Source organism: Paenibacillus sp. OAS669 (genome assembly GCF_014873645.1).
Taxonomy (GTDB): Bacteria; Bacillota; Bacilli; order Paenibacillales; family NBRC-103111; genus Paenibacillus_S; species Paenibacillus_S vulneris.
Window position 1 is genome coordinate 91,728 of sequence record NZ_JADBDR010000003.1, and the last position, 23,233, is coordinate 114,960.

Annotated in this window: 18 protein-coding genes; 12 read left to right on the forward strand and 6 right to left on the reverse strand. The window is 49.2% G+C overall.

Annotated elements, in window-relative coordinates; translation table 11 throughout:
- Positions 1-52: 52 nt before the first annotated feature.
- Positions 53-745, reverse strand: coding sequence for a response regulator transcription factor (locus tag GGC63_RS08455; RefSeq protein ID WP_079912288.1), 693 nt, complete (start codon positions 743-745; stop codon positions 53-55).
- A gap of 6 nt (positions 746-751) precedes the next feature.
- Positions 752-2,266, reverse strand: a complete 1,515-nt coding sequence (locus tag GGC63_RS08460; RefSeq protein ID WP_192701913.1) for a sensor histidine kinase — start codon at positions 2,264-2,266, stop codon at positions 752-754.
- A gap of 747 nt (positions 2,267-3,013) precedes the next feature.
- Between GGC63_RS08460 and GGC63_RS08465 the strand changes: the two genes are divergently transcribed.
- Positions 3,014-3,970: a hypothetical protein gene (locus GGC63_RS08465; RefSeq protein ID WP_225948056.1), complete on the forward strand. Its 957-nt coding sequence runs from the start codon at positions 3,014-3,016 to the stop codon at positions 3,968-3,970.
- 308 nt (positions 3,971-4,278) lie between these two features.
- Here the strand turns inward: GGC63_RS08465 and GGC63_RS08470 are convergent, their stop codons facing one another.
- The 3 genes from GGC63_RS08470 to GGC63_RS08480 all read right to left on the reverse strand — a co-directional run bounded on the left by GGC63_RS08470 (position 4,279) and on the right by GGC63_RS08480 (position 8,234).
- Complete coding sequence (locus GGC63_RS08470) at positions 4,279-4,854, reverse strand: GerMN domain-containing protein (protein ID WP_192701914.1); 576 nt, start codon at positions 4,852-4,854, stop codon at positions 4,279-4,281.
- 20 nt (positions 4,855-4,874) lie between these two features.
- Positions 4,875-6,269, reverse strand: coding sequence for an N-acetylmuramoyl-L-alanine amidase (locus tag GGC63_RS08475; RefSeq protein ID WP_192701915.1), 1,395 nt, complete (start codon positions 6,267-6,269; stop codon positions 4,875-4,877).
- A gap of 465 nt (positions 6,270-6,734) precedes the next feature.
- Positions 6,735-8,234 (reverse strand): discoidin domain-containing protein, encoded by a 1,500-nt coding sequence (locus GGC63_RS08480; RefSeq protein WP_192701916.1) that lies wholly within the window; start codon positions 8,232-8,234, stop codon positions 6,735-6,737.
- Positions 8,235-8,515: 281 nt separating this feature from the next.
- Between GGC63_RS08480 and GGC63_RS08485 the strand changes: the two genes are divergently transcribed.
- The 6 genes from GGC63_RS08485 (at position 8,516) to GGC63_RS08510 (ending at position 16,012) form a co-directional block, all read left to right on the forward strand.
- Positions 8,516-8,959: a MarR family winged helix-turn-helix transcriptional regulator gene (locus GGC63_RS08485; protein ID WP_225948057.1), complete on the forward strand. Its 444-nt coding sequence runs from the start codon at positions 8,516-8,518 to the stop codon at positions 8,957-8,959.
- A gap of 93 nt (positions 8,960-9,052) precedes the next feature.
- A complete protein-coding gene (locus GGC63_RS08490; RefSeq protein ID WP_192701917.1) occupies positions 9,053-10,237 on the forward strand; it encodes a multidrug effflux MFS transporter in 1,185 nt (394 codons plus the stop codon).
- Between the two features lie 109 nt (positions 10,238-10,346).
- Positions 10,347-10,784, forward strand: a complete 438-nt coding sequence (locus GGC63_RS08495; RefSeq protein ID WP_079912297.1) for a carboxymuconolactone decarboxylase family protein — start codon at positions 10,347-10,349, stop codon at positions 10,782-10,784.
- A gap of 332 nt (positions 10,785-11,116) precedes the next feature.
- Complete coding sequence (gene cysK / locus GGC63_RS08500; RefSeq protein WP_192701918.1) at positions 11,117-12,046, forward strand: cysteine synthase A; 930 nt, start codon at positions 11,117-11,119, stop codon at positions 12,044-12,046.
- Between the two features lie 274 nt (positions 12,047-12,320).
- Positions 12,321-13,322, forward strand: a complete 1,002-nt coding sequence (locus GGC63_RS08505; RefSeq protein ID WP_225948058.1) for an ABC transporter substrate-binding protein — start codon at positions 12,321-12,323, stop codon at positions 13,320-13,322.
- A 194-nt stretch (positions 13,323-13,516) separates the two neighbouring features.
- The gene (locus tag GGC63_RS08510; protein WP_192701919.1) at positions 13,517-16,012 is read left to right on the forward strand and encodes an O-antigen ligase family protein; all 2,496 of its coding nucleotides are present in this window, start codon (positions 13,517-13,519) and stop codon (positions 16,010-16,012) included.
- 72 nt (positions 16,013-16,084) lie between these two features.
- Here GGC63_RS08510 and GGC63_RS08515 read toward each other — a convergent pair whose 3' ends face one another.
- A complete protein-coding gene (locus GGC63_RS08515) occupies positions 16,085-16,495 on the reverse strand; it encodes a VOC family protein (protein ID WP_192701920.1) in 411 nt (136 codons plus the stop codon).
- Positions 16,496-16,894: 399 nt separating this feature from the next.
- On the opposite strand from GGC63_RS08515, the gene GGC63_RS08520 reads away from it, so the two are divergent.
- The 5 genes from GGC63_RS08520 (at position 16,895) to GGC63_RS08540 (ending at position 23,203) form a co-directional block, all read left to right on the forward strand.
- Positions 16,895-18,631, forward strand: coding sequence for a sensor histidine kinase (locus GGC63_RS08520; protein WP_225948059.1), 1,737 nt, complete (start codon positions 16,895-16,897; stop codon positions 18,629-18,631).
- A gap of 74 nt (positions 18,632-18,705) precedes the next feature.
- The gene (locus tag GGC63_RS08525; protein WP_192701921.1) at positions 18,706-19,509 is read left to right on the forward strand and encodes a response regulator transcription factor; all 804 of its coding nucleotides are present in this window, start codon (positions 18,706-18,708) and stop codon (positions 19,507-19,509) included.
- A gap of 182 nt (positions 19,510-19,691) precedes the next feature.
- Positions 19,692-21,344 (forward strand): extracellular solute-binding protein, encoded by a 1,653-nt coding sequence (locus tag GGC63_RS08530; protein ID WP_192701922.1) that lies wholly within the window; start codon positions 19,692-19,694, stop codon positions 21,342-21,344.
- Between the two features lie 61 nt (positions 21,345-21,405).
- Positions 21,406-22,296, forward strand: a complete 891-nt coding sequence (locus tag GGC63_RS08535) for an ABC transporter permease (protein ID WP_079912303.1) — start codon at positions 21,406-21,408, stop codon at positions 22,294-22,296.
- A gap of 22 nt (positions 22,297-22,318) precedes the next feature.
- Positions 22,319-23,203, forward strand: a complete 885-nt coding sequence (locus GGC63_RS08540) for a carbohydrate ABC transporter permease (protein ID WP_192701923.1) — start codon at positions 22,319-22,321, stop codon at positions 23,201-23,203.
- The last annotated feature ends 30 nt before the right edge of the window (positions 23,204-23,233 follow it).

The window sequence follows — 23,233 nt, forward strand, 5'->3', positions numbered from 1 at the left end:
TAATAGGTCCTTTCAGTCGCCTGACAGCCGTGCCCGGCTGCGTTAAGGCTGGCTAGCTGTGGCCTCTAACTTTGTGGATCAGGTGCTGTACATTTAACTCCCGCAGCATCGCAGTGACTTCCTTGGACCTTTTTTTGTTGAACTTTTTCAGGATCACATTCATTTGCGTTTTGATCGTAGACAGCTCCACCTGGCGGTGCTTGGCGATTTCCGCGATTTTCATATCCTTAAGAAGGAGCTCCAGGATCTCCAGCTCGGTAGGGGTCATTTGCGACAAAATGATAGTGGCTTTCAGCAAGCTTTCCTCGTTGCGGCGGATGCGTGAGAATTCATTTTTGATTTTATATGAAAATTCGGGCCGGATCTGCACAATCCCGTCGTACGAATTGCGAATGCTCGAGATGATGACCTCGGGAGAGCTTGTCTTCAGCACATAGTCGACAGCCCCAGTTTCAAAGGCATTAAATACGGTCTCATCATCTTCATGCACCGTCAGAAAAATAATTTTCATGTGCGGATACAGCGCAAGCACCTTCTCGGCGGTCAGAATTCCGTCGTTTTTCATATCCATTTCAATATCCATGACGACGATATCCGCTTGATGCTCTAGCAAGCGCTGCAGCACCTGCTTTCCGCTGGAGGCTTGTGCGACAACGGTCATATCGGTCTCACGGCTGATCAGCTCGCAAAAATGCTCGCGCAGCACGTCGAGATCCTCCGCGACAAGGATTCGTATCGGATTCATGAATTCTCAACTCTCTTTCTGCTCGGATTTCAACACATAGAGCGGAACAATAATTTGAAAGGTGCTTCCCTCGCCAGGCTTGCTGTCCAGATGGATGCGGCCGTAGTGGCCCAGCACGATATGCTTGCTGAAGGAGAGCCCGACTCCCCAGTTCTTGGTCGTATTCTTATTGGTATAGAACGGATCGAAGATCGTTTCTTGCAGCTCGGCTTCAATCCCCGGTCCGTTATCGATAATTTGGATAATAACCCAATTCTCCTCCACATAGCTGTTCAGCTGCACCAGGCCTCCGCTATCTTCGTCAATCGCTTCTATGGCGTTAATCACCAAATTGTAGAGAGCCTCCGACAAGTGTTCGGCATCCGCCAATACCATGCAGCCGTCATCGGGCATGACAGCCTCAAACTCGACATGCTCCGGGATGACCTTCAGCCGTTCGAGCGTTTGCTGCATGAGCGATTGAACCGCAACGGGTCTCAGATGAAGCTGGTTCGTCTTGAACGAGTCATAGAGCTGATCCAATCTGCCGAGAGTATGTGAGACGATATCGCTTGCCTTCGTAAGCGGTTGCATGGAGCTGTTTGCAGGTGAAGCTCCTTGAGCCGCAGCCTGTTCCTGAGCCTGCCGGATCAGCAGCTGAATCATGAGCAGCTGATTTTTGATAGCGTGTGTGAAGACACGGGCACCCATATTGGCGGTATTGAGCTTGCGCTGCAGCTGCAGATCGCTCTTGCCCATCGTTTTCTCTACTTCGGTATAGCGCCAAATCGAAAGGATGCTGATGACGGATAGAACGCCGGTAAAGCCGATGCTGGCATACCAGCCGAACAAAGTAAGAGGGGGATTAAAGTTGGAAAAGTCCGAATAAAGCACATAATACGTGCGTACATCGAACACCTGAAGCGGTCCCATAAAGCCGAGATAAAAATAAAACAATACAAGGGAGACCACACCGTACAGAATGTGCTTGCTCTGCTTCTTGACCCAGGGGATGGTCATTTTCCGGTACTTGCCTATCATGAGCGCCAACGCAACGAGAAGGGAGACGACGAGCCAGCCGCGAGTGACCCAGCCGATCATGTAAGTAACATTGCGGTCCAGGACGGACAGGGCCCATTTATAAATGATAGGATCATAAAAAATAATATTCGCGATGGGAAGCAGTGTATTGAGGGCGAATATTTTCCATAGCTGCTGAAACGGACGGTAGTAGAAAAGTGTCACCGACAGCCCGATCAGGCTGAAGACGAATAAAGATCGTCCAATCGTGATCATACGGCTGATGCCTTCAATCTTGATAGGCAAATCAAGCAGAAAGTTGCGGATGCTGTCATTGAAGAACAGAACGATATTGACTTTATAGTAAAATCCGCCGTACTTGGCTATGAACAGGATCAAGCCGGCCATGCTGAGAAACCAGCCGACCAGAACGAAGCCCATCCAATAGGCGGACGGATTGTGCGATTTGGTAATAAACAGAACGATCGCAGCAATCATGAGCACAATGAGCAGAATAGTCATACAATCACCCTCGCGATGAAGTATATCTATTTTAACATAAATAGGCCTGTCATTCGCGCTTTTTCGACATTCTTCCCCAGGCTGTGCACAGCAAATTTTTACTTTTCAAACGGATCGCTTTTGTACTATAATGGAACCTCGTCTGTATGGAGGAAAATGCAGTTATCAACATCATTATCCACATTATCAACAACACTCAAAAGCCAAGCTGTGCATAAATCGGCGTGTACTTATGAACATATCCACAGCATTGGTTATCCCCAGCTTTTTTCATCCACAGATCCGCTGCAGCCCAAAAAAAGCAGATTGCCTCGGTAATCTGCTTTCAAGCTTAACCCTTACCTAATGGGGGGATTGGCTGTGTTCATCTGGCATCCCTAAAGACACATTGCGAATAGTTGGGCGAATGGATTCGTTGAAGACTTCGTTTGTGTCTGTGGAAGCAATGGGAAGTTGCCGAAAATCACGACTCCGAAACCTACGCTTCCAATCCGATTTTATTCGTATACGTTACTAGTCCCAGAGGCAAGGTCGAAGTTATTACTAATATTTTCAATCATCGTATGGGGATTACTTCCTGTTGATGAGACCGAAGCTGTCACAGAGCTATCCTATAAATTTGAACTCTGGCCAGAATTCTATTAATATAGACTATATTTTATGTGGGTGATTTTAATATATTTACCAAAAAATAACTAGAATCAATTACATTATTTTATTGATACTTAAAAGAACGTGGTGATTAAGTTGAAAACTCAAAATATTGTTATTCAATGGATCAAGAAGAATTCGTTTGTTTTATTACTTCTGTGTGCATTTATTTCTACCGATATTTTATTTTCGGCTTGGGATCCCATGAGAACTTCCCTTGTCTTCTATAAGGATGATTTTAATAAGACATTATTAAGTCATAATCAAGTTAGGGAAGCACCGCTCTTTTATGGTAATTCAGCAGTAGCAGCGGCTTTTATCGAACAAGAATCATCCTTACCCTTAGTTGAGATGGGACTATCCTATGGAAAAATTGCCGATCTGCAGGCCATATTGAAAAAGGATTTATATAGACCTGAAGGCATGCTTATTATTGGGATCGACCCTCATATCATGTTGGATAAATTGGATACGGATCCAACCTACCCATGGTTTAAAAGTTATTATGTGCCTTACGTGTACTTTTATCGTGATTATATGAGAGAAGTCCTCGTTAACTCGGCAAAATCATTTGCTGGAAATATATCGCAAGGTAAATTAGGAGCAGATTTGGAAAAAGTATGGACTGACAAGATGCTCTATTTTGGACAGCTCCCTCCTGACAAACTGAAAGAAAAATGGGAAGGGTATGAGCGGCAGTTTGGCTGGATGTCCGTTGAAAAAGACTTTGTGAATAATTTGGAGGCATTAATCTGGGTTCTTGAGGAAAGCGAGAGAAGAAAGCTGCCTGTAGGTATTGTATGGATGCCAGTTAATTTTAGCGAAAAGTACCCTGCACAATCTTATTGGGAACCACTTCAAAAACGAATACAGACTATTCTAGAAGCCTATCAAGTGCCATCGCTGGATCTGAGAAATCAATATCCAAGTCAAAATTTTCATGATTTCGTACATATTGAGAGAGTTGTTGGTGCACCTAAATTTACCCAAGACATTAAAAACTGGTTAAAACAGCCTAATAGTATTAGGCTTCCCCAAAAAAGAAGCACATGAGTAGATTAAATTGCCGTAACAGTAATGTCCAAGGCAAAGTTATCATGGCAGCCAACAGCCCACTCTTAGCCCAACATTCTGTTAGACGATCTGGATAAAGAATTGACATTGTCCCGCAGCATAAATAACGCCCTTAATCGTTCCTACTGGAACAACCAAGGGCTAATGAGTCTAACTTCTTGCTATCTTGAAATTCGTTAACCATTAGGAACCGCGCCGTATGCGGACCGGCATGTACGGTGGTTGAGAAGACGAGGGCTAGCCGCCCTCACCTACTCGATTGACCTGGAAATCCGAAACCCAAGCGGCTATCGTTTGATCGGATGAGGCAAATCCATATGACCCATCAGCGATTCTGCGGCTTGGCCATCCACCAGAATATCAATGGAGTTGACTTCCGGGAATTGGAACACGGTTTGCCGGATTGCCTGCAGAAGCATAGATTCGCCTCCGGAGCCAAGGCGTCCTTCGTCCGAAAGGCTCACATCCACGGTCAGCGCACCGTCTTTAAAGACTACGGATTTATAGCCGAGAGCCTTAGCGAGAGGGACTACATTGCCGTTTTCCGGCGCTTTCTTCAAAGCTTCCAACGCCGCCTTGTACTTATCCTTATCCTCGCTATAGCTGATAGTGACTTCCTTCTCCACCAGCTTCGTCGCTTGATCGTCCCCATAGTATACCTTGATTTTGCTGGTCATAGGCTCTTTCTTCGCGGGCTGCTGAGTTGGCTGTGGAGTCGGCGCTGGTGTCGCCTGATTATTGACAGGCGGATTATCGGAGCCCTGGGTTGTTCCTCCATTGGCCAGAGGCTTTTGGCCGCAGCCGGATAAAGCCATTACGACAGCACCTGTAAGGAGCAAACCGTTTACTATGTTTTTGTTCATTTCGTTCACCGCCTTATTCCTTACTGAATGTTGAGCTGCTCTTTGATGCCGGCCACAATAGCTGCGGCGACCCGATTCTGGAATGCTTCGTCAAACATGAGCGCGGATTCCCCCGGGTTGGACAGGTAACCCACTTCCAGCAGCACAGCCGGCATGTTTGTTATTTTTACCACGCGGAACGCTTCTTGACGCACCCCGCGGTCCGGCAATCCGGTCGCAGCCGCTAAATGCTTGTGCATGATGTTGGCGAACTCAACACTATCCGCCTTATAATAATACGTTTCTGTTCCCGTCGATGTTGCTACATAACTATTCCCGTGAATAGAAACAAATACATCGGCATTCAGGTCGTTGGCGAATTTGCCGCGATCGTCCAGAGGAATGAAGGTATCGTCGCTGCGCGTCATGGATGGCTGTATCTGTGGCTCCTTCTGAAGCAGGTTGTACACTTTGAGCCCCATCATCAGGTTGAATTCCTTCTCGTTGCGGCCGTTGGCGCCCTTAGCGCCCGGATCATGATCGCCGTGACCCGGATCGATGACGACTTTATATTTGGCTTTGTTAAGAACACCGACCAGTGCGGCCGTGTTAAGGCCGGATTCCCATTTGAGATCGACCGGTTCCTTCATATCCAGTACGATGCGAACGGTATACGGATTATTATTATATAAAGAATAGCGGACATTCGATACATAGACGTTATTCGAGACCGTGTCCCCGCTTTTGGACGCTTCATTTTTGTAAAGGGAAGGGTTCAAGGAGGCATTCGGAATATCGATAACGATGCGATTCGGATCACGCAGCGAAAATGAGCTAGGCTGAAGCGCGCCCTTGTCGGCTTTAATTAACAGCTGGTTCGGAGTCATTTCAATCGATTGAATGACAGGCAGCGGGCTGCCGTTGGCATCGACCGCGGGCTTGTCCGGTGTAGGCTGGCCTGCAGGCGGCAGAACGGTTTCCGTCTCTCCGGACTTGTCTTTCAAATAAACCGCACGGGCGACGTCGTTCCAGTTGACCTCGATCCCCATGTTTTCGGCAATAAAACGGACGGGAAGCAGGGTGTTTCCGTCAATCAGCAGCGGAGCGGCATCCAGCGGAAGCTTGACCCCGTTCACGGTAGCTGAAGGCTTGTCGATAACCATTTGTATGTTCAGCGAATCCTTCGTGATCGTAACTTGTTGCTGTGCCTGGTCCCAGGTCACCTTGGAGCCCAGCTCCTCGGCAATGATGCGGACAGGCACCATGGTCACGTCTTTAATAATTCGCGGCGCAACCTCGGGCTTCAATTGTTTCCCGTTGAAGTATAACGGGATGCCAGCGGCCGAACCTTGCGGAGCGGCAGAGGCGAAGGCAGGTATCAGAAGGGCAATAAGCAGCAGCGATAGCAATGTAGTTATGAACCTTAACTTCATCATTCACCTCTAAAATAAAAATAATCGTTGTGACCTTAAGCAGCATGTGGAAATTTTGCCCTGCAGCTCTTTAACGGCTGACAGCGCTTAACGTAAAACTTGCGATAATATGTAGATCCAATAACCTCCTTTTCGACAGAGTACATGTTATTAGACTCACACTTAGACGAAATGTTGCATTTTTCCAAGGCCTATTTCGCAGATTGGGACTATGGACGCAGTGACGTGAAACTGTATGGTTTGGGGAAAACTTGGGGTTGAAGGAGAGGGAGAGAACATCTTCAAACGCAACCCATGGAACCGTTCATGCTGGGGTACACGGCCGCGGTGATCCTTGTGGGATTATGTCGGATGAAGGTTTCTACCGCTGTCTATAAGGGCAAATGCGAAGCGCAGCAGCTAAAAGAAGGCCGATCCTCTCAAGGAAATCTCCTTGGAATACCGGCCTTCAATCATTTTACAGCAAGGTTAATTAGCGTATACTTCAAATTCATTCACGTTCGCTTCGTCGGAAGCGGATACGACATATAAGCGGATGTAGCGGGACGTTACAGGAGAAAAAGTGACTGTTTTGGAAGAGCCGATAGTAGTGCCGCTGGTTATATCCGTGAAGGTAGTGCCATCATTGGACGATTGCAGCTTGAAGGAGGTAATATTGGCGAAGTCGGTTTCCTTGATGATGACCTTGCTGTAGGTTTGGCTGGAGCCAAGGTCGACCCTCAACCATTGTCCTGCATTGGTTCCGGAAGCGGACGCCCAGCGGGTGCTTGTCGTGCCGTCAACGGCTTTGCCTGCCGCGTAGGTGGTGCTCCATTCCGTCGAAGCGGAGGCAGTTTTATTCAAGGCCAGATTGGCAGGCGTTGGTGTCGTGCTGCTGCTGTACGTTCCGCCGCCTTCGCCGCTCCAGGTTTTCTCGACGAACGAAGACGGACTCGCAGATGTGGCGGTTTTGGAGCCGGAGGCATACAGTCCGCCTGCTACATTGGTGGTCGTATAATCGGTGTACAGGGTGTTGTTGGTGAAGCTGCTGTAGATCAGGGAGCCCGTTAAGTTGATTCCGGTCAGCGCCTTCATTTCCAGGTTGCTGCCATAGGAATTGTTGTCCGAGGCGGTCATTTTATTAGCGCGGATGCCCTGTCCCGGACCTGCGTTATTTTTGATCGTTGTATTGATGACCTGCACGTTATTGGCCCGGATGAACAAGCCGCTATTACCTACCGAACTCTCAGGAATGGTGTTCTGGAAATCGATGGTTGCGCCGATGACTTTAATGTCATGAGTGCCTTCTTTGAAGTCAAAGCCGTCGTTCTTCATTTGGATGGCGCTGCAATTCAAGAAGGTAATATAGCCGCTTTGGTCGGCGTTGGGGGCAGTGGTCCAGTTCTGATCCGCATCTCCGACGTAGAAGCCCTCGCCGAATTTGCCGCTTTGTCCCGTATATTGGGAGGAGCAATTCTCGAACAGCCAATATTGGCTGTTTTTACGGATTTTGAAGCCCTCCGCCAGCGTGTTCTTCACGGTGACATTCGTTACATAACCGTGGGAGGCTTCAATCAGAAGTCCTTTGTTGGAATTGGAGTTGGAGTTGATCGTCAGGTTCTCCAGCTTGTAATAATTGTGTTTGATGTACACAGCGGAGTTGCCGGCTGACGCGGTGAAGTTGAACGTAGCGCCTCCGCCTGTCCCGCGAAGGGTAATGTAGTTTCCGTTGGTACCGCTTACAGAAGTGCTGAGCGTACCGTTCGAAATATTGTAGGTACCGGAAACCTCGATAATATCACCCGGCTGCGCGCTAGCCAGATAACTGCGAAGCGTTGCAACATCGCCTGCAGGGACGGTTTTGGTCGCTGCAAATGCGGTAGAGACGGCGAAGAACGGAACCAGTGCGAAGCACAGCAGGAACAGAATCGATACCGATATCGCGCGGCTTCTGAGCCAGCCAAGTACTCTCTTATTGCTTTTCATCATTAAGCATCCTCCTTAAAAAAATAATTTGGACTGCCGCAATGCGTGGTGCGAGTACAGCTCACCTCCCGGTTGGATGTAAGACGCCGGATGGGGGATTTTAGTCGGTTTCATGCGTCTTCCCCCTAAGCTTAGCGAATTTAGACCTGTCCCAACATAGCTAAAACTCACATGAATTTCGCGAAAACTAATAAAATAACGACTTGAAAAAGGTTGACGGAAACGTCTCCTTCGGTCTACACTAACATTTGGTTAGCTGGCTAATTATAAGAGGAGGGGCGTCCTTGAGCTTTCAACATACCGATGCATTGACGCATTTGATGAAGCATGTGCTGAAGCTTCATAGGCAAAACGTCGATAAGCTGATTCAGCAATATGAAGTGTATCCCGGCCAGCCGCCGCTGCTGCTAAGGCTAGCGGAGCAGGACGGGCAGATTCAGAAGGAGCTGGCTTCCCGGATTCATATTCAGCCTGCGACCCTTACCGTCATGATTACCCGGATGGAGAAGGTAGGCCTGCTTGAAAGAAGACCCGATCCGGACGACCAGCGCATATCCAGGGTGTATCTTACGGACAAGGGGAGATTTGCCGCGGAGAAGGTTAAGGAAGCGCTGCATGTCATAGAAGACAAATGCTTCGACCATTTCCGTCCGGAGGAAAAGATGCTGTTCCGGCGGCTGCTGATGCAAATGCACAGCAATTTGGAGTCGGAACACCAAAGTAATTAGATGCCTAATTAAAATGAACTGGAAAGGTTGGATTTTGTGAAAGAACAACATAGTGATGCCATATCATCATCCGTGCCTGCCCGGAGGCTGTGGATGGCTCTTATATTGGGGGCCCTGGCTTCCTTTGGGCCGCTATCGATCGACATGTATTTGCCGGCATTGCCGACGCTGGCCGACGATCTTCATACGACGACTTCCCTCGCCCAGCTCAGTCTTACCTTCTGCTTGCTAGGGCTCTCGCTCGGTCAGCTGCTCGCCGGTCCTTTAAGCGATGTCAGGGGCCGCCGCACCCCGCTGCTCGTCGGATTGCTCGTTTATACGATTGCTTCGCTTTTATGCGCATGGAGTCCGTCCATCTGGGCATTGATAGTGCTTCGCTTTATTCAGGGCTTTGCCGGTGCGGCGGGGATCGTCATATCCCGCGCTATCGTGCGTGATATGTACTCCGGTACGGAGCTGACCAAGTTTTTTTCCTTGCTGATGCTGATTAATGGCGTAGCCCCGATCTTCGCTCCGATTGCCGGGGGTCAGCTGCTCCGCGCAACGGCATGGCCCGGCGTCTTTATAGTATTGAGCCTGTTCGGTTTGCTAATGCTGACAGCGGTGATGTTCGGTCTTCCCGAAACGTTGCCGGCAGAGCGCCGTTCCAAGGGCGGTATCGGAAACACGCTCAGGACCTTCCGCAGTTTGGCGGGAGACCGGATGTTCATGGGCTATGCGCTTTGTCAAGGATTGGTCATTTCGGCGATGTTCGCTTATATCTCCGGCTCTCCGTTCGTCATTCAAAATATATTTGGAGCGTCACCGCAAATGTACAGCATGTTCTTCGCCATTAACGGGCTTGGCATTATCATTGCCGGCCAGATTACAGGCAGGCTTGCCGGAAAGCTCGGGGAGAAGAAGCTGCTGGTTAGCGGACTCGTCCTGGCTATGCTCGGCGGCGTAACGCTGCTTGCAATGATTCTTATCGGTGCAGGCTTGTATGCGATACTGGTACCATTGTTCTTCGTCGTGTCCAGCGTCGGGATCGTAAGCGCAACCTCCTTTGCGCTGGCGATGCAGAACCAGGCGCAGGCAGCGGGCAGCGCATCGGCGCTCCTGGGCTTGCTCTCGTTCATCGCCGGCGGCGTTGTCGCACCTCTTGTCGGATTGGGCGGCAGCGGCACAGCCGTGCCGATGGGGATTGTCATAGCGGTTGCGGATGTGGGCTCCGTCGTCTGCTACCTTCTGATGATCCGCCGCAGGAAAGCCGCACCGGCTTATTCAGCAAGCGCATAAAAAGTTGAATAGATCATGCTGCAATGTCACAAAATAGCTTCCCGATTGTCTTAATAATTGTAAAGACAAAATAACCCCTATCGACAAGGGACGAGGAGGCAATTATTTTATGAAAACAAGAATGGTCATGAATCAAGTGATTCCGGAAGGATACCAAGCGATGCTGGGGCTCGAATCTTATGTATCAGGCACAAGCATTGACAAGAAATTGAGAGAGCTGATCAAAATCCGTGCTTCCCAGATCAACTCCTGCGCGTTTTGCATCGATATGCACACCAAGGAAGCGCGCAAGCTCGGGGAGACGGAGCAGCGGATTTACGCATTGAACGCCTGGAGGGAAACTCCCTTCTTCACGGATGCGGAGAGAGCAGTGCTCGCTTTGACAGAATCCATCACCCTGCTGGCGGAGACCCATGTTCCGGACGATGTGTATGAGGAAGTAGAAAGCTACTTCAATCAGAAGCAGATTGCTGAGATTATTATGCAGATCGTTACGATCAATGCATGGAACCGGATCGGCGTATCGACCCGATTAATGCCGCAATAAGCGGGCAAAAGCAGTTTGAACAGCTCTGTTATGGCTTCTGCAGCCATAGCGGGGCTTTTTATATTCATGCGGAAAGGGGAGAGTCTTCGAATGATGTTACATAAGACGGCAGGTGTTTTTGCGGTAACGGTAAAAAGATGAGACAGATGCAGAAAGATAGATGCCTGTTGGGCATGTAGATACCGTATGACCCCGGAAGTTGCGGGTGATTTTGTACGCATTTTCGCGCGGCTGGGCGCACCGCTGATTTTACTTTCTATTTTTTTGGTGTTAAGATTTGAATACCATACATTAGGGAATCATATAATAGCAGTTTCACAGGAGGGGTTTCCATGCCTAATATAGCCAACAACTTGACCGATCTGATCGGAAATACACCTATGCTGCGGCTTGCCAAATTCGGCCAAACGCACCAACTGGAAGCGGCATTGATTGCCAAGCTGGAATATTTTAATCCGGCAGGCAGCGTTAAGGACCGCATCGGATTTGCCATGATCAAAGACGCGGAGGAGCGGGGCTTGCTGCAAAAGAATTCCGTCATCATCGAGCCTACCAGCGGGAATACGGGCATCGGTCTTGCTTTTGCAGCCGTTGCTTTAGGATATAAGCTCATTATTACGTTACCCGAATCGTTCAGTATCGAGCGGAGAAAAATTTTGCAGGCGCTTGGAGCGGAGCTTGTCCTAACTCCGGCTTCGGAAGGCATGCCGGGCGCAATGAGAAAGGCGGAGGAGCTGGCAGCAGAAATCCCGCATTCGTTCATTCCGCAGCAGTTCGATAACCCCGCGAACCCGCAAATTCATAGAGTGACGACAGCGGAAGAAATATGGCGCGATACGGAAGGCGGCGTAGATATTTTTGTCAGCGGCGTCGGGACAGGCGGAACGGTGACCGGTGTAGGTGAAGTGCTGAAGCAGAAGAAGCCGTCCGTGCAAATTGTCGCGGTTGAGCCTTTCGATTCTCCGGTATTGTCCGGGGGCAAGCGGGGACCGCACCAGATCCAAGGGCTGGGAGCCGGCTTCGTCCCGAGTGTGTTCAATCGGAATGTCGTCGACGAAATCTATAAAGTCAAAAACGACGATGCGTTCCAAACGACCCGGCAGCTTGCCAAAACAGAGGGCTTGCTGGTAGGCATCTCTTCGGGTGCCGCGGCGTACGCAGCTGTACAGCTAGCGAAGCGTCCTGAGAATAAGGGCAAGAACATCGTTGTCATCATGCCGGATAACGGCGAAAGATATTTATCCACTCCTTTGTTTGATTGATGAGGCCATAAACACTCCGAATGGAGTCTGGTTGTTGAGAAATCCTGTTTTGTACGAACTATGCTACATATGGAGGGGCATACCCCACTGGAGTATATTGGCAATGGTTTAAGCACTTCAGGTTTCTCAACAGACTCACTCCACAAGGAGTGTTTTTTTGCGGCCGAAATCATTCAAACAAAAAGACATTGACAACTCCGCCCAGTTCCAGTAGTATTATCGATGTGAATGAGAATCATTATCATATGAACGAGCCTGGGGGGTCTAGACAGAAATGCTTTACAAGAATCAATCCTTTCGAATGAGATCAGCGGCACTGGTCGCTGTCATTTTAATGCTGTCTGTATTTTTGGCTGCTTGCGGCGGAAAACAAGAGGCGCAGCCTAATGCTGGTGATAACAAAGCAGGTGCAGCGACGACTGCGGATGCTCCTCGCAAAATCACGCATGCCATGGGCGAGACAGAGGTTCCTGCACACCCGCAAAAGGTGATCATTTTGACCAACGAAGGAACGGAAGCCTTGCTTGCACTGGGTGTTAAGCCTGTCGGCGCGGTAGAATCGTATACCGGAAAGCCTTGGTTCGATCATATCAAAGCGGATATGGCCGGTGTTGCGACTGTCGGTACCGAATCCCAGCCTAACCTGGAAATTATCGCTTCCTTGAAGCCTGACTTGATTATCGGTAACAAAATGCGTCATGAGAAAATCTATGATCAGCTGAAAGCTATCGCTCCAACCGTTTATTCCGAGACGTTGCGGGGCGAATGGAAAAGCAACTTCTCCTTATATGCGGATACTTTGAACAAGAAGAAAGAAGGAGAGCAGGTCATTGCCGCTTTCGACAAGCGCATTGAGGACTTCAAGAGCAAAGCGGGCGACAAGCTGAAAGAGAAGGTAGCCGTGGTGCGTTTCATGGGCGGCAAGACAAGATTCTACTATGGCAACATGTTCTCCGGCGTTATTTTCCAGCAAATCGGAATTCCGCGTTCCGACCCTAAGAGCGACGAGAAATCGTTCGAGGACATTACGAAGGAGCGTCTGCCTGAGCTGGATGCCGCTGACCGCGTCTTCTACTTCACGTATGAAACCGGCGATGGCAAAGGAACTCAGCAGGAGAAGGAATGGATGAACGATCCGTTGTGGAAAAACCTGAAGGTCGTCAAAAACAACAAATTAATTAAAGTCGACGATACGACCTGGAATACAGCCGGTGGCGTGAAGGCCGCTAACCTCATGCTGGATGACCTGTACAAAATCTACGACGTAAAGCCATAAGATATTAAAGATGAAAGCCGAAAGCCCCGTAAAGGAGAGCTTTCGGCTTATTTTATTTATAAGCAATGTGATGATTCCGGATGGCAACAAAAATTGACAATATTTTTCATGATTTTAGGAACTTTTACCATAAAATTACCGTCTATGTAATAGAGAAGCAAGGAGTTGAGCGAAACCGATGGAGGGTCATTTACATGCAAACGCAAACGAAGTACCGCAGTAGAGGAGCGGGCTTGAAGTCCGCAAGGGGTGAAGAAAGAAGCACGGTGATGTACGGGCTGTTTTTTAGTTTTGTAACGGCCTATTTGCTGTTCGTTCCTTATTTAACGGGATTGTTCTTATCCGCAAGAATCGAGGGAGACCCGAAATCGAATATCGCCTATGAAGTGCCGATCCAGGGCACCTTACTGCTGGCGTCCTTTATTTTATTGCTCATCGCTGTCTATGCAGTCAAATATCGGGTACAGTGGAGGGACCACAGCCTATCGCTTGGGCTGGCATGGCTGATGCCGATCAGTGCCGTTTTGTCGTACATACAAGCCGTATCGGTCCATTATGCATTTTTGCTGATTCAGGTTCAAGTGTTTTATGCCATGATGTTCTTGTTAGGCCTGGTCATCACGATGCATGCTTCAGGCCGTAGATGGCTGCCGCAAATTCTTGTCGTAAGTACTTATATCGTAACGATATACGGACTTCTTAATTTATTCGGGAACGCGCATTATCAAGCGGCTGTCGTGGTAGAAGCCTATGGCTTGCGGTTAAATAACATCTTCCAATACCCGAATGCCAATGCCGGCTTTTTGCTGGTCGTGATCGCTTGTGCCGCTTATGGCGCTGTCACGTCGAGAAGCAGGGCCATGTCTTTGACCCACGCATTAATGCTGGTTCCCGCACTGCTGTCGCTCTTGTTGACTTTATCGCGCGGAGCTTTGTTAATGCTGCCTGCTATCGTGCTTCTCCTTCTGTTCCTGTTAACCATGTCCAGACAATGGATGCTGCTGCTTCACCTGCTGCTGGCCGGATTAGGGACGCTGGCGATACTGACTCCCATGACGGAAACCGCCTTGTTCGTACAGAACAACCATACAGCCGCTTCAATAGGGCAGGGCTGGGGGCTGCTGTTCGCCGTTTCTTTGGGGGCGGCGCTGATCGGCTGGGCACTCCAGCATTTCGTGCTGCTGCGTGGACGAAAAGAAGAGAAGCAGGGGCAAGACAGCCGGCCGGTGAAGCCGTGGACGCGGCGCTGGGTACTGCCATCCGGTCTTGTGCTAATCGGTCTGGTTGCCGTAGGGATCGTGATCATGGACAGCCCGCTGTTAACCTTGCTGCCGCAAACCTTGGAGCAGAGGGTACGAAGCATTAATCTGGAGCAGCACAGCGTGCTGGAACGCGGTGTGTTTTATCTGGACTCCTTGAAAATCATCAAAGATTATCCTGTGTTCGGAGCCGGAGGGGGAGCCTGGTCGTCCTTATATCCGACGTATCAAAGCTACCCTTACACAAGCCGGCAGGCGCACAACTTTATTTTGCAGCTATGGATCGAGCAGGGAACCGTCGGTCTTCTGTCGTTTATGACTCTGCTCGGCTATGCGGGCTTCCGGTATATCCGTTCTCTGGTTCGGTCCAAAAGCAGCTTTGAACCGCACGTGATGTATCTCATCGTTGCCGGCGCATTGCTGATGCACAGCCTGATGGATTTTGATTTAAGCTTTGTGTATTTGTCCTCGCTGGTTTACCTGTGCTTGGGCGGAATGGCGGCGGTCGGCGGAGAGCGTACGGCGCAGCCCGATGCCGCGGAGACAAGCCGGTATACAACGTGGAGCCTGACGAAGACGAAGCCTGCCTTCCTGTACGGAGGCTTGCTTTTAGCCGCGGCTATTTTTCTGATGATAACCGGGGCATTGTATGTATCCGGCGGGAGAACGATGCAGCATGCGATGAAGGCGATGTACGGGCAGCAGGAGGTCGATCTGCATCAAACCACCGACTTGATGAAGGAAGCCTTGAATAAGCAGCCGGACAATCCCGGCTATATGCTGCTGTTAATCAATCTTTGGCGTTCTGGCTATAACCAGACGAAGGATGAACGCTTCGATCAGGAAGCGCTGAAGCTGGAGGAACGGCTGCAGAAGGTAGAGCCCTGGTCGAGGGAGCTTGTGGAAGAAAGATGGATGAGAGCGATAAGAAAGAGGGACTATGAGTCTGCACTAACCTTAACGTTGGACGCATTAAACAAGTTTCCATGGGATCAGACGCTTTATGAGCGGGCGCTATCTGTCCGCTTTCAGTTAAGCGAGCAGGCACAGCTGGCTCAAGACACCAAAACAGCTGCCATGCATCGCGGCGAAGGCATTCAATTATTCCGTCAATTTGTTGAGAAGAGAAAGCAGCTAGAGGCAGTGCCCAAAACGATCAATGTGGGGGCTCCGTTCTCCGTTACTCCGGAAATGGCCATTGCGGTAGGTCAAATGATGTATATAGAAAAACAATATGATGAAGCGGCCTCCGTCCTGAAGCAGGGAATCAACGGGCAGCTGCAGCAGCAAATTCAGCAAATTATTGCCCGCTGGTATTTGGCGGCTCTAGCCAAAACCGGAAAAGAGGACAAGGAGATTTACGAGAAGCTGATTCAGGTAAATCCGGAGGAGAAGATGTTTATTGAGCAGCTTCAGCAAGCCTCCTATTAAGCGCCTGGACGCCAAACAGGACCGTCACATCCATCGTGACGGTCTTTTTAGACATGGTAAAGGGCTGGAACCTCATCTTTTGGTAAAAATTTGGAAAGTAACGCCGAACTTATCCGTTACCATACCGTAAGCGGGGCTGAAATGAACTTCTTGCAGAGGGAAAATCACTTGACCTTCCTCAAGCAGAGCATTAAATAATTGCTTCGCTTCCTCCTTGCTGTTGGTAGTAACGCAGATGTTGACGGTATTTCCCGCTTGATGGGCTTGACCGGGTGATGTATCGGCTACGAACAAATCGGCTTCCCCGATTTTTAACACGGAATGGGCCAGACGGTCCTTCGCTTCTTCGGGTAAAGATGAATCCGGCGCCTCCCCGAAGGTTTGCGTAAACAGGATTTTGGCATCCAATACCTGCTCATAGAAGCGGATCGCTTCCTTGGCTTTTCCATCCAGCATAATAAAAGGGGTCATTTGCAAAATCATTTTGGGCAGCTCCTTTAGCTTCTATAGTTCGTCCATCCGTAATGCCAACTTCAGCTGGACTTGATTATCAGTATAGACCATAATAGTGACAACTATTGTCATAGTTATTTGGGTGAAAAAGAATTGTGCCATGGCCAAATCCAATAAACCGGAAGCAAGAGAAACTAAGCCAATCAGGATTATAGGAGAAACCGAACTTTTAAGATCGAAGATTAAGCGCTTAATTGAAACTTAACCTGGATTCAACAAAAATCGGTTGTAAGCCGATTTTTTGCTCTATATAATAGGCAATAAAGAAGGGGAAACCGGTTTACACAATTGGATCATCCAGATCGTGCGCGGACAAAGAAAAGAATTTGAAAGCGCTTTATTAATGTTTCGTAAAGCGGGGTGTGTTTATTGAACCTATCGATGCTGCGAAGAAATTATTCGAAGCCCTATTCGTTAAAATACCAGCTGATCATTATTTTATTCATAAGCTCGCTTACCCCGCTGATATTGATCGGAAGCATTTCGTATGTTTCGATGTATGCCATTTTGCAGAACAAGGCGGAAGGCGGAGTGCAGAGCAATCTGCATCAGGTACGGATTTCACTTGAGGATACGATAGGCCAGCTGAACCATACCTCGCAGCAGCTTGCTTTTGACGGAAGAGTCGGTAAAAGCCTGGAAAGCTATTTGTCCGCCGACTTGTACGAGAAGAAAAGGTTGAATGACGATATCCGCAGCGAGCTCAGCCTGATCCATTTTACGAATCCGACGCTGGGTTTGATGTTTTATTACTTCGCCAACGACAATCAGAAGCTGTTTGAGAACTTCAACGTGCGTGACGATGACATCCTGAAGCTCCCCGTACTGATCCGTTTTGATAAAATTACGTATTACGGTCCGCATCGTTCATTAAACCCGATTGACGGTAATGAAGTGCTGTCCATTCTGCGCAAGGTGGAGCTTCCCGATCGGGACGATGTGTATGTCTATATAGAAACCAATTTTAAATTGGCGGAGAGCATCATCAAGGATAACGATCAGTTCGGCGGCCATTTGGTCCATCTTATTGTAGACAATAACGGCAAGGTGGTATACAGCGAGAACACCGCCGATTTTCCCGTCGGCTCCAGTGCTGCTGCGGCCAGAAAGAAGCAGGCGCCGTCCGGGGACTATTATATGTTCGAGGAGACGAGCAATCAGTCCTGGAAGGTGATGGCGGCCGTCCCTGAATGGGTCTACAAGCTTGAGATTAACCGGTGGATCAAGCAGTTCGCCATGTTTGCCGTACTGACCCTTGCCGTGAGCGGCTGTCTCGCCTGGCTCATATGGCGTGCCGTATACCGCCCGCTGAATGTATTGAATGCAGACATTCGCAGCGTGAAGCATAATTACGAGCATTTTCCCGTGAGGCAATCGCAGATATCGGAGTTTGCCGTCATTTATCGCGAGTTCGCTGATATGAGGAGGCGCATTTTCGAGCTGATTGAAGAGGTCGAGCAAAAGGAAAAGGGCAAGGCGCTGCTTGAGGTAGAAAAGCTGATGACGCAGATTAACCCTCATTTTATACATAATACGCTGGATACGGTTCGCTGGCTGGCCAGGGCCCATGGGCAAAAAGAAATTGACCGCCTTGTATCGATGCTGAATAAAGTACTGTACTACAATCTCGGTAAAGGGGGACCTGCCCGTATAAGGGACGAAATCGAAGCGCTGCGGCATTATGTTGAGCTGCAGGGCATTCGTTATCATTTTCAATTTGAGGTCCATATTCATGCGAACCCGAGGGCATTGGAATTACCGATCCCGAGATTCATCCTGCAGCCTTTGGTAGAGAATGCTTTGTACCATGGCATGGAGGATCAAGGGGCCATCGAGGTCGTTGTGAAGGAGGATGGGCCGGCGCATGTCCTTATCGAAGTGAAGGATAACGGGGAAGGCATGTCTCAGGAGGAGATCGACCGCCTTATGCTCGACGATAACCCGGAGAGACGCTTGGTGGGACTTGGCATAGGGCTTCAGTATGTATACCGTATGGTTAAGTTTCAGTTTGGCCCGGATGCAAGCTTTCATATCGAGAGTACGAAGGGGGAAGGTACAACGGTTCGTCTCCGACTGCCCGTCGCAGAGTCTGAGCATGCAAGCTGACCTTAAAGAGATGTACCCCGCATTGGAATGTGCATCCCTCTTCACGATAACAGGAACCATTGGAGGTGTCAGCGATGATAAAAGTACTGGTGGTAGATGATGACCATTTGGTACGCAAAGGCTTTATTTCCATGATGCCGTGGGACAATTATGGCTTGAAGGTGGTAGGGGAAGCGGGAAATGGACGCAAGGCTATGGAATTTCTCGAACACCATGAGGTCGATTTGCTGATCACGGATTTGGCCATGCCGGTCATGTCCGGAATTGATCTGATGCGTTCTGTCAAGGAACGGCACCGGCAAGTTGCGATGGTGGTGCTTACCTTTCATCAGGATTTTGAATTTATTCAGGAAGCGCTGCGTCTCGGGGCGTTAGATTACATTACGAAGGTGGAGCTTGAGCATGAGCATATGGGAGAAGTGCTGAAGCGGATCGTGGACAAGATGAAGGCGAATGCACCGGAGGCGAATTGGCGAGCCGGGTTGTTGGATTCTTTGCAAGAGCCGGCAGGAGAAGAAGGGCCTTATTCCCCGGAAGTAAAGGCTAGCGTCGCTAAGGCAGTTCAGATCATCCACGAGGAGCTGCAGGAGGACCTTCACCTGCCGGATATCGCCAGGAGGGTGAACATGAGCCGAAGCTATTTCAGCCGCTGCTTCCGGGATATCGTAGGCAAGACGTTCAACGACTATGTTAGGGAGGTGCGGGTCAATCATGCGAAGGAGCTTCTCAGCCGTACAGAGAGGACTATCAGCTGGGTCGCTACCCAATCGGGGTATCCGAATGAAAAATATTTTGGCAAAGTATTTCGTGAAATTGCAGGTGTGCTGCCGAGCGAGTTTCGAAAAATGGAACACGAGGTCTCAAATCGTCTTCCATGAAGTGCAATTTCGTCCACAAAGCCAGACGATCAGAGGATGATTTGTGCCCTACTTCAGGACGCAAACTGACCTGGTCGTCTTTCTTTTTTCTTAAAATGGAGATGAGCAAGTTTTCTACCGAAAACTTTGAGGACGATGCTTACGAAGTAAGTTTTCTATCGAAAACTTTGAGGAGGGGAAGTATGAAAAAGAAAAAAGCATGGCTGATGTTAGCGGCAATCACCGTCTTGATGACGGCCTGTTCCAGCAACACTCCCGAAAGCGGCAAGACGGCGGACATTCCAAGCCCGTCAGGACAGCCTAGCGCCAAAATCGACCCTTTCAAAATGCCGAGTCCCATCGAGGTAACGACCTTCAAGAGCGTCAGTGCGGGAGCCAAGCTGCCTGCGGGTGATACGGTGGAAAGCAATCAGTACATGAAATACATCGCAGATAAAACCAACATCAATTTTAAAATCTTATGGTACGCCTCCGGTCAGGATTATGACCAGAAGATGAAGCTGGCTGTAGCGAGCAATGATTTGCCGGATATGATGCTCGTCAACGAGCAGATGTTTCTGGCATTGGCCGATGCAGGCCAGATTGAGGATCTGAGCAAGGTTTATGAGCAGTATGCTTCTCCTTTAACAAAGGAGCTGTATGCGTCCACCAACAATAAAGCGTTGGAGAAAGCGACCTATAAGGGCAAGCTCATGGGCATACCGAACATTAGCGTTCAGGCGGATGCGGCCAGTATGGTGTGGCTTCGCAAGGACTGGATGGATAAATTGGGGTTGCAGCCGCCCAAAACGATCGACGATGTGATCTCCATTGCCAAAGCCTTCGTCGAAAAGGATCCCGATGGCAACGGCAAAGCGGATACTATAGGCCTGGCAGGCTCCGAAGGCTCGCTCAGCGTGCCGGGCAAAGCCCAGCGCATCGACTTTAAAGGCTTCTTCCAGGCGTACAATGCCTATCCCGGCAACTGGATTAAAGACAGCAAGGGCAATATTGTGTATGCTTCCATTCTGCCCGAGACGAAGCAGGCGCTCGGCAAGCTGCGGGAGATGTACTCGGCCGGCTTGATCGATAAGGAGTTTGCACTGCGCAAGGATCCGAACCAGGTCGTTGTTGGCGGCAAAGCAGGCATTTTCTTCGGCCCATGGTGGTCGGGAGGCTTGATCGCCGATGCGATCAAAAATGATCCGAAGGTAGATTTCGCCCCTTATCTGATTCCCGATGCCAAAGGGGTCGTTAACACCCTGATGATTCCGGTCAGCAACACGTTCCTTGTCGTCAAGAAAGGGATGAAGCATCCCGAAGCGGCGATGATTTATGCGAATACCTTCATTGCAGCTCAGCGCAAGGTCGATCCGGATGCATTGAAGCTGGACTTCTCCGTCAGTGCCGAGTACTGGCCGGTAGGGAACGCAACCTATGATTACAGCGACGCTGTGGAGCGTAAGGCGGATGTTCTCAAAAAAGCGCTAAGCGGCCAAACGAAGCCTGAAGAGCTTAGCCCAGAAATGAAGGAGCTGTACGACAAGGCGATGCGGGATCAGAAAAATCCGAAGGCCGATCTGAAGGATTGGTCCGGATATTACGGATACACGGTGCCTGCCGATTTGCTCAGAACGAATATGAACAAAATTTACAGCGAGTATACCGCCGTTACGAAGACGATGGAACGAAAATGGGCAAACCTGCAAAAGCTCGAAAAGGAGACGTTCTTCAAAATTGTCATGGGCGAGCAGCCGCTTGATGCGTTCGACCAGTTCGTCACCGATTGGAAATCGCAAGGCGGAGATGAGATCACCAAAGAAGTGATCGACGAAATTAATAAGGCGAAAAAATAAACATAAGGAGCACCTCCCGTGAAAGGCGGTGCTTTCTTCATCTAACCTGGGTGGTGGGCCTATGAACATTAAATCGTACCACAAGCATTATCACCTGATGCTGCTTCCGGGCATATTGTTTTTGATTATGTTTCATATCGTGCCGATGTTCGGCATCGTCATTGCTTTTCAGAACTTCAAGATCGGGCTCGGCATTTGGGATTCCCCTTGGATCGGCTTGGAAAATTTCACTTACATGTTCCAAATCAAGGACAGCGGGCTGATCTTTTATAACACCGTTTTCATTGCCGTCTGTAAAATTATCGCTCATCTGGTGGTCCCGCTTATTTTTGCAATCCTGCTCAACGAAGTCCGCTTCATGGTATTCAAGCGCTGGGTGCAGACGATCGTCTATTTGCCGCATTTTTTGTCCTGGGTCATCTTGGCTGGGGTTGTCATCGATATGCTGTCGCTTGACGGCATCTTTAATCAAATCGTCAAGGCGATGGGACACGAGCCGATCTTGTTTCTGGCCAGCAACAAATGGTTTCCGGCCATTGTCATCAGCAGTGATATTTGGAAAGAGTTCGGCTTTGCCGCCATTATTTATTTGGCCGCACTTGCGGGGATCAATCCCTCGCTGTACGAGGCGGCCGAGATGGACGGCGCGAGCCGCTTGCAGCAGCTGTATTACATTACGATGCCGAGCCTGGTTCCTACCGTTGTGCTGCTCGCAACACTCAGTATCGGAAACGTGCTGAACGCCGGCTTCGATCAAATATTTAACCTGTATAATCCGCTGGTCTATGAATCCGGGGATATCATCGACACCTATGTATACCGGGTCGGACTCGTTCAATCGCAGTACGGGTTCGCTACCGCGGTCAGTTTGTTGAAATCCATTATCGGCTTCGTTCTGATTATCATTTCTTACCGGATAGCTTATAAATATGCAAACTATCGTATTTTCTAGATAAAGCAGGTGATGACAACTCATGGTACGGAATAAAACCGTCTCAACCCGGTTGGCTGAGGCAGCCTTGCTGCTCATAATGCTCTTGATCTCGATCGTATCGCTTGCACCGGTTTTGCATACGTTCTCCGTATCGTTCAGCGATAATGCGGCAGCATCGGGAGGCTTCGTCAAATTTTGGCCGGTGGGCTTTAACATGGAATCGTACAAACGGATTATGGAGGAGCCGCATTTTCTTAATTCATTTTTCGTATCGGTTAAAAGGGTGCTCCTGGGAGGAGCCATTAACTTCCTGTTAACGGTTCTGATGGCTTATCCGCTGTCGAGAAGCACCAGGGAGTTTCCTCAACGGAACCTGTATATGTGGTTCATGCTGTTCACCATGCTGTTCAGTGGCGGCATCATTCCGCTTTACCTGACGGTTAAGGCGCTGGGTCTTTTTAATACGATTTGGGCTCTCGTGCTGCCGGGAGCGGTTCCGGTGTTTAACGTGATCCTGCTTATGAATTTTTTCCGCAATATGCCTAAAGAGCTGAGCGAGGCAGGATACATGGATGGAGCGGGACCATGGTACATGATGGTTATGGTGTTCGTACCTCTTTCTCTGCCGTCACTGGCCACCGTTACGCTATTCAGCATCGTGGGTCACTGGAACTCCTTCTTTGACGGGCTGATCTTCATGCGCAGTGCGGAAAATTACCCGCTGCAAACCTATATTCAGCAGCTTGTCGTGAACCTAAACATTGTGGAGCTGGATTCGTCGCAAGCCGAATTGCTGATGAAGGTATCGGATAAAACGCTTAACGCCGCCAAAATCGTCGTTTCTATGGTGCCTATTCTGCTCGTATATCCGTTTTTACAAAAGTATTTTATTCATGGGATTATGCTCGGATCGGTGAAGGAGTGAGTTTTGCCGAAGGCAAATTGGGATTGCGAT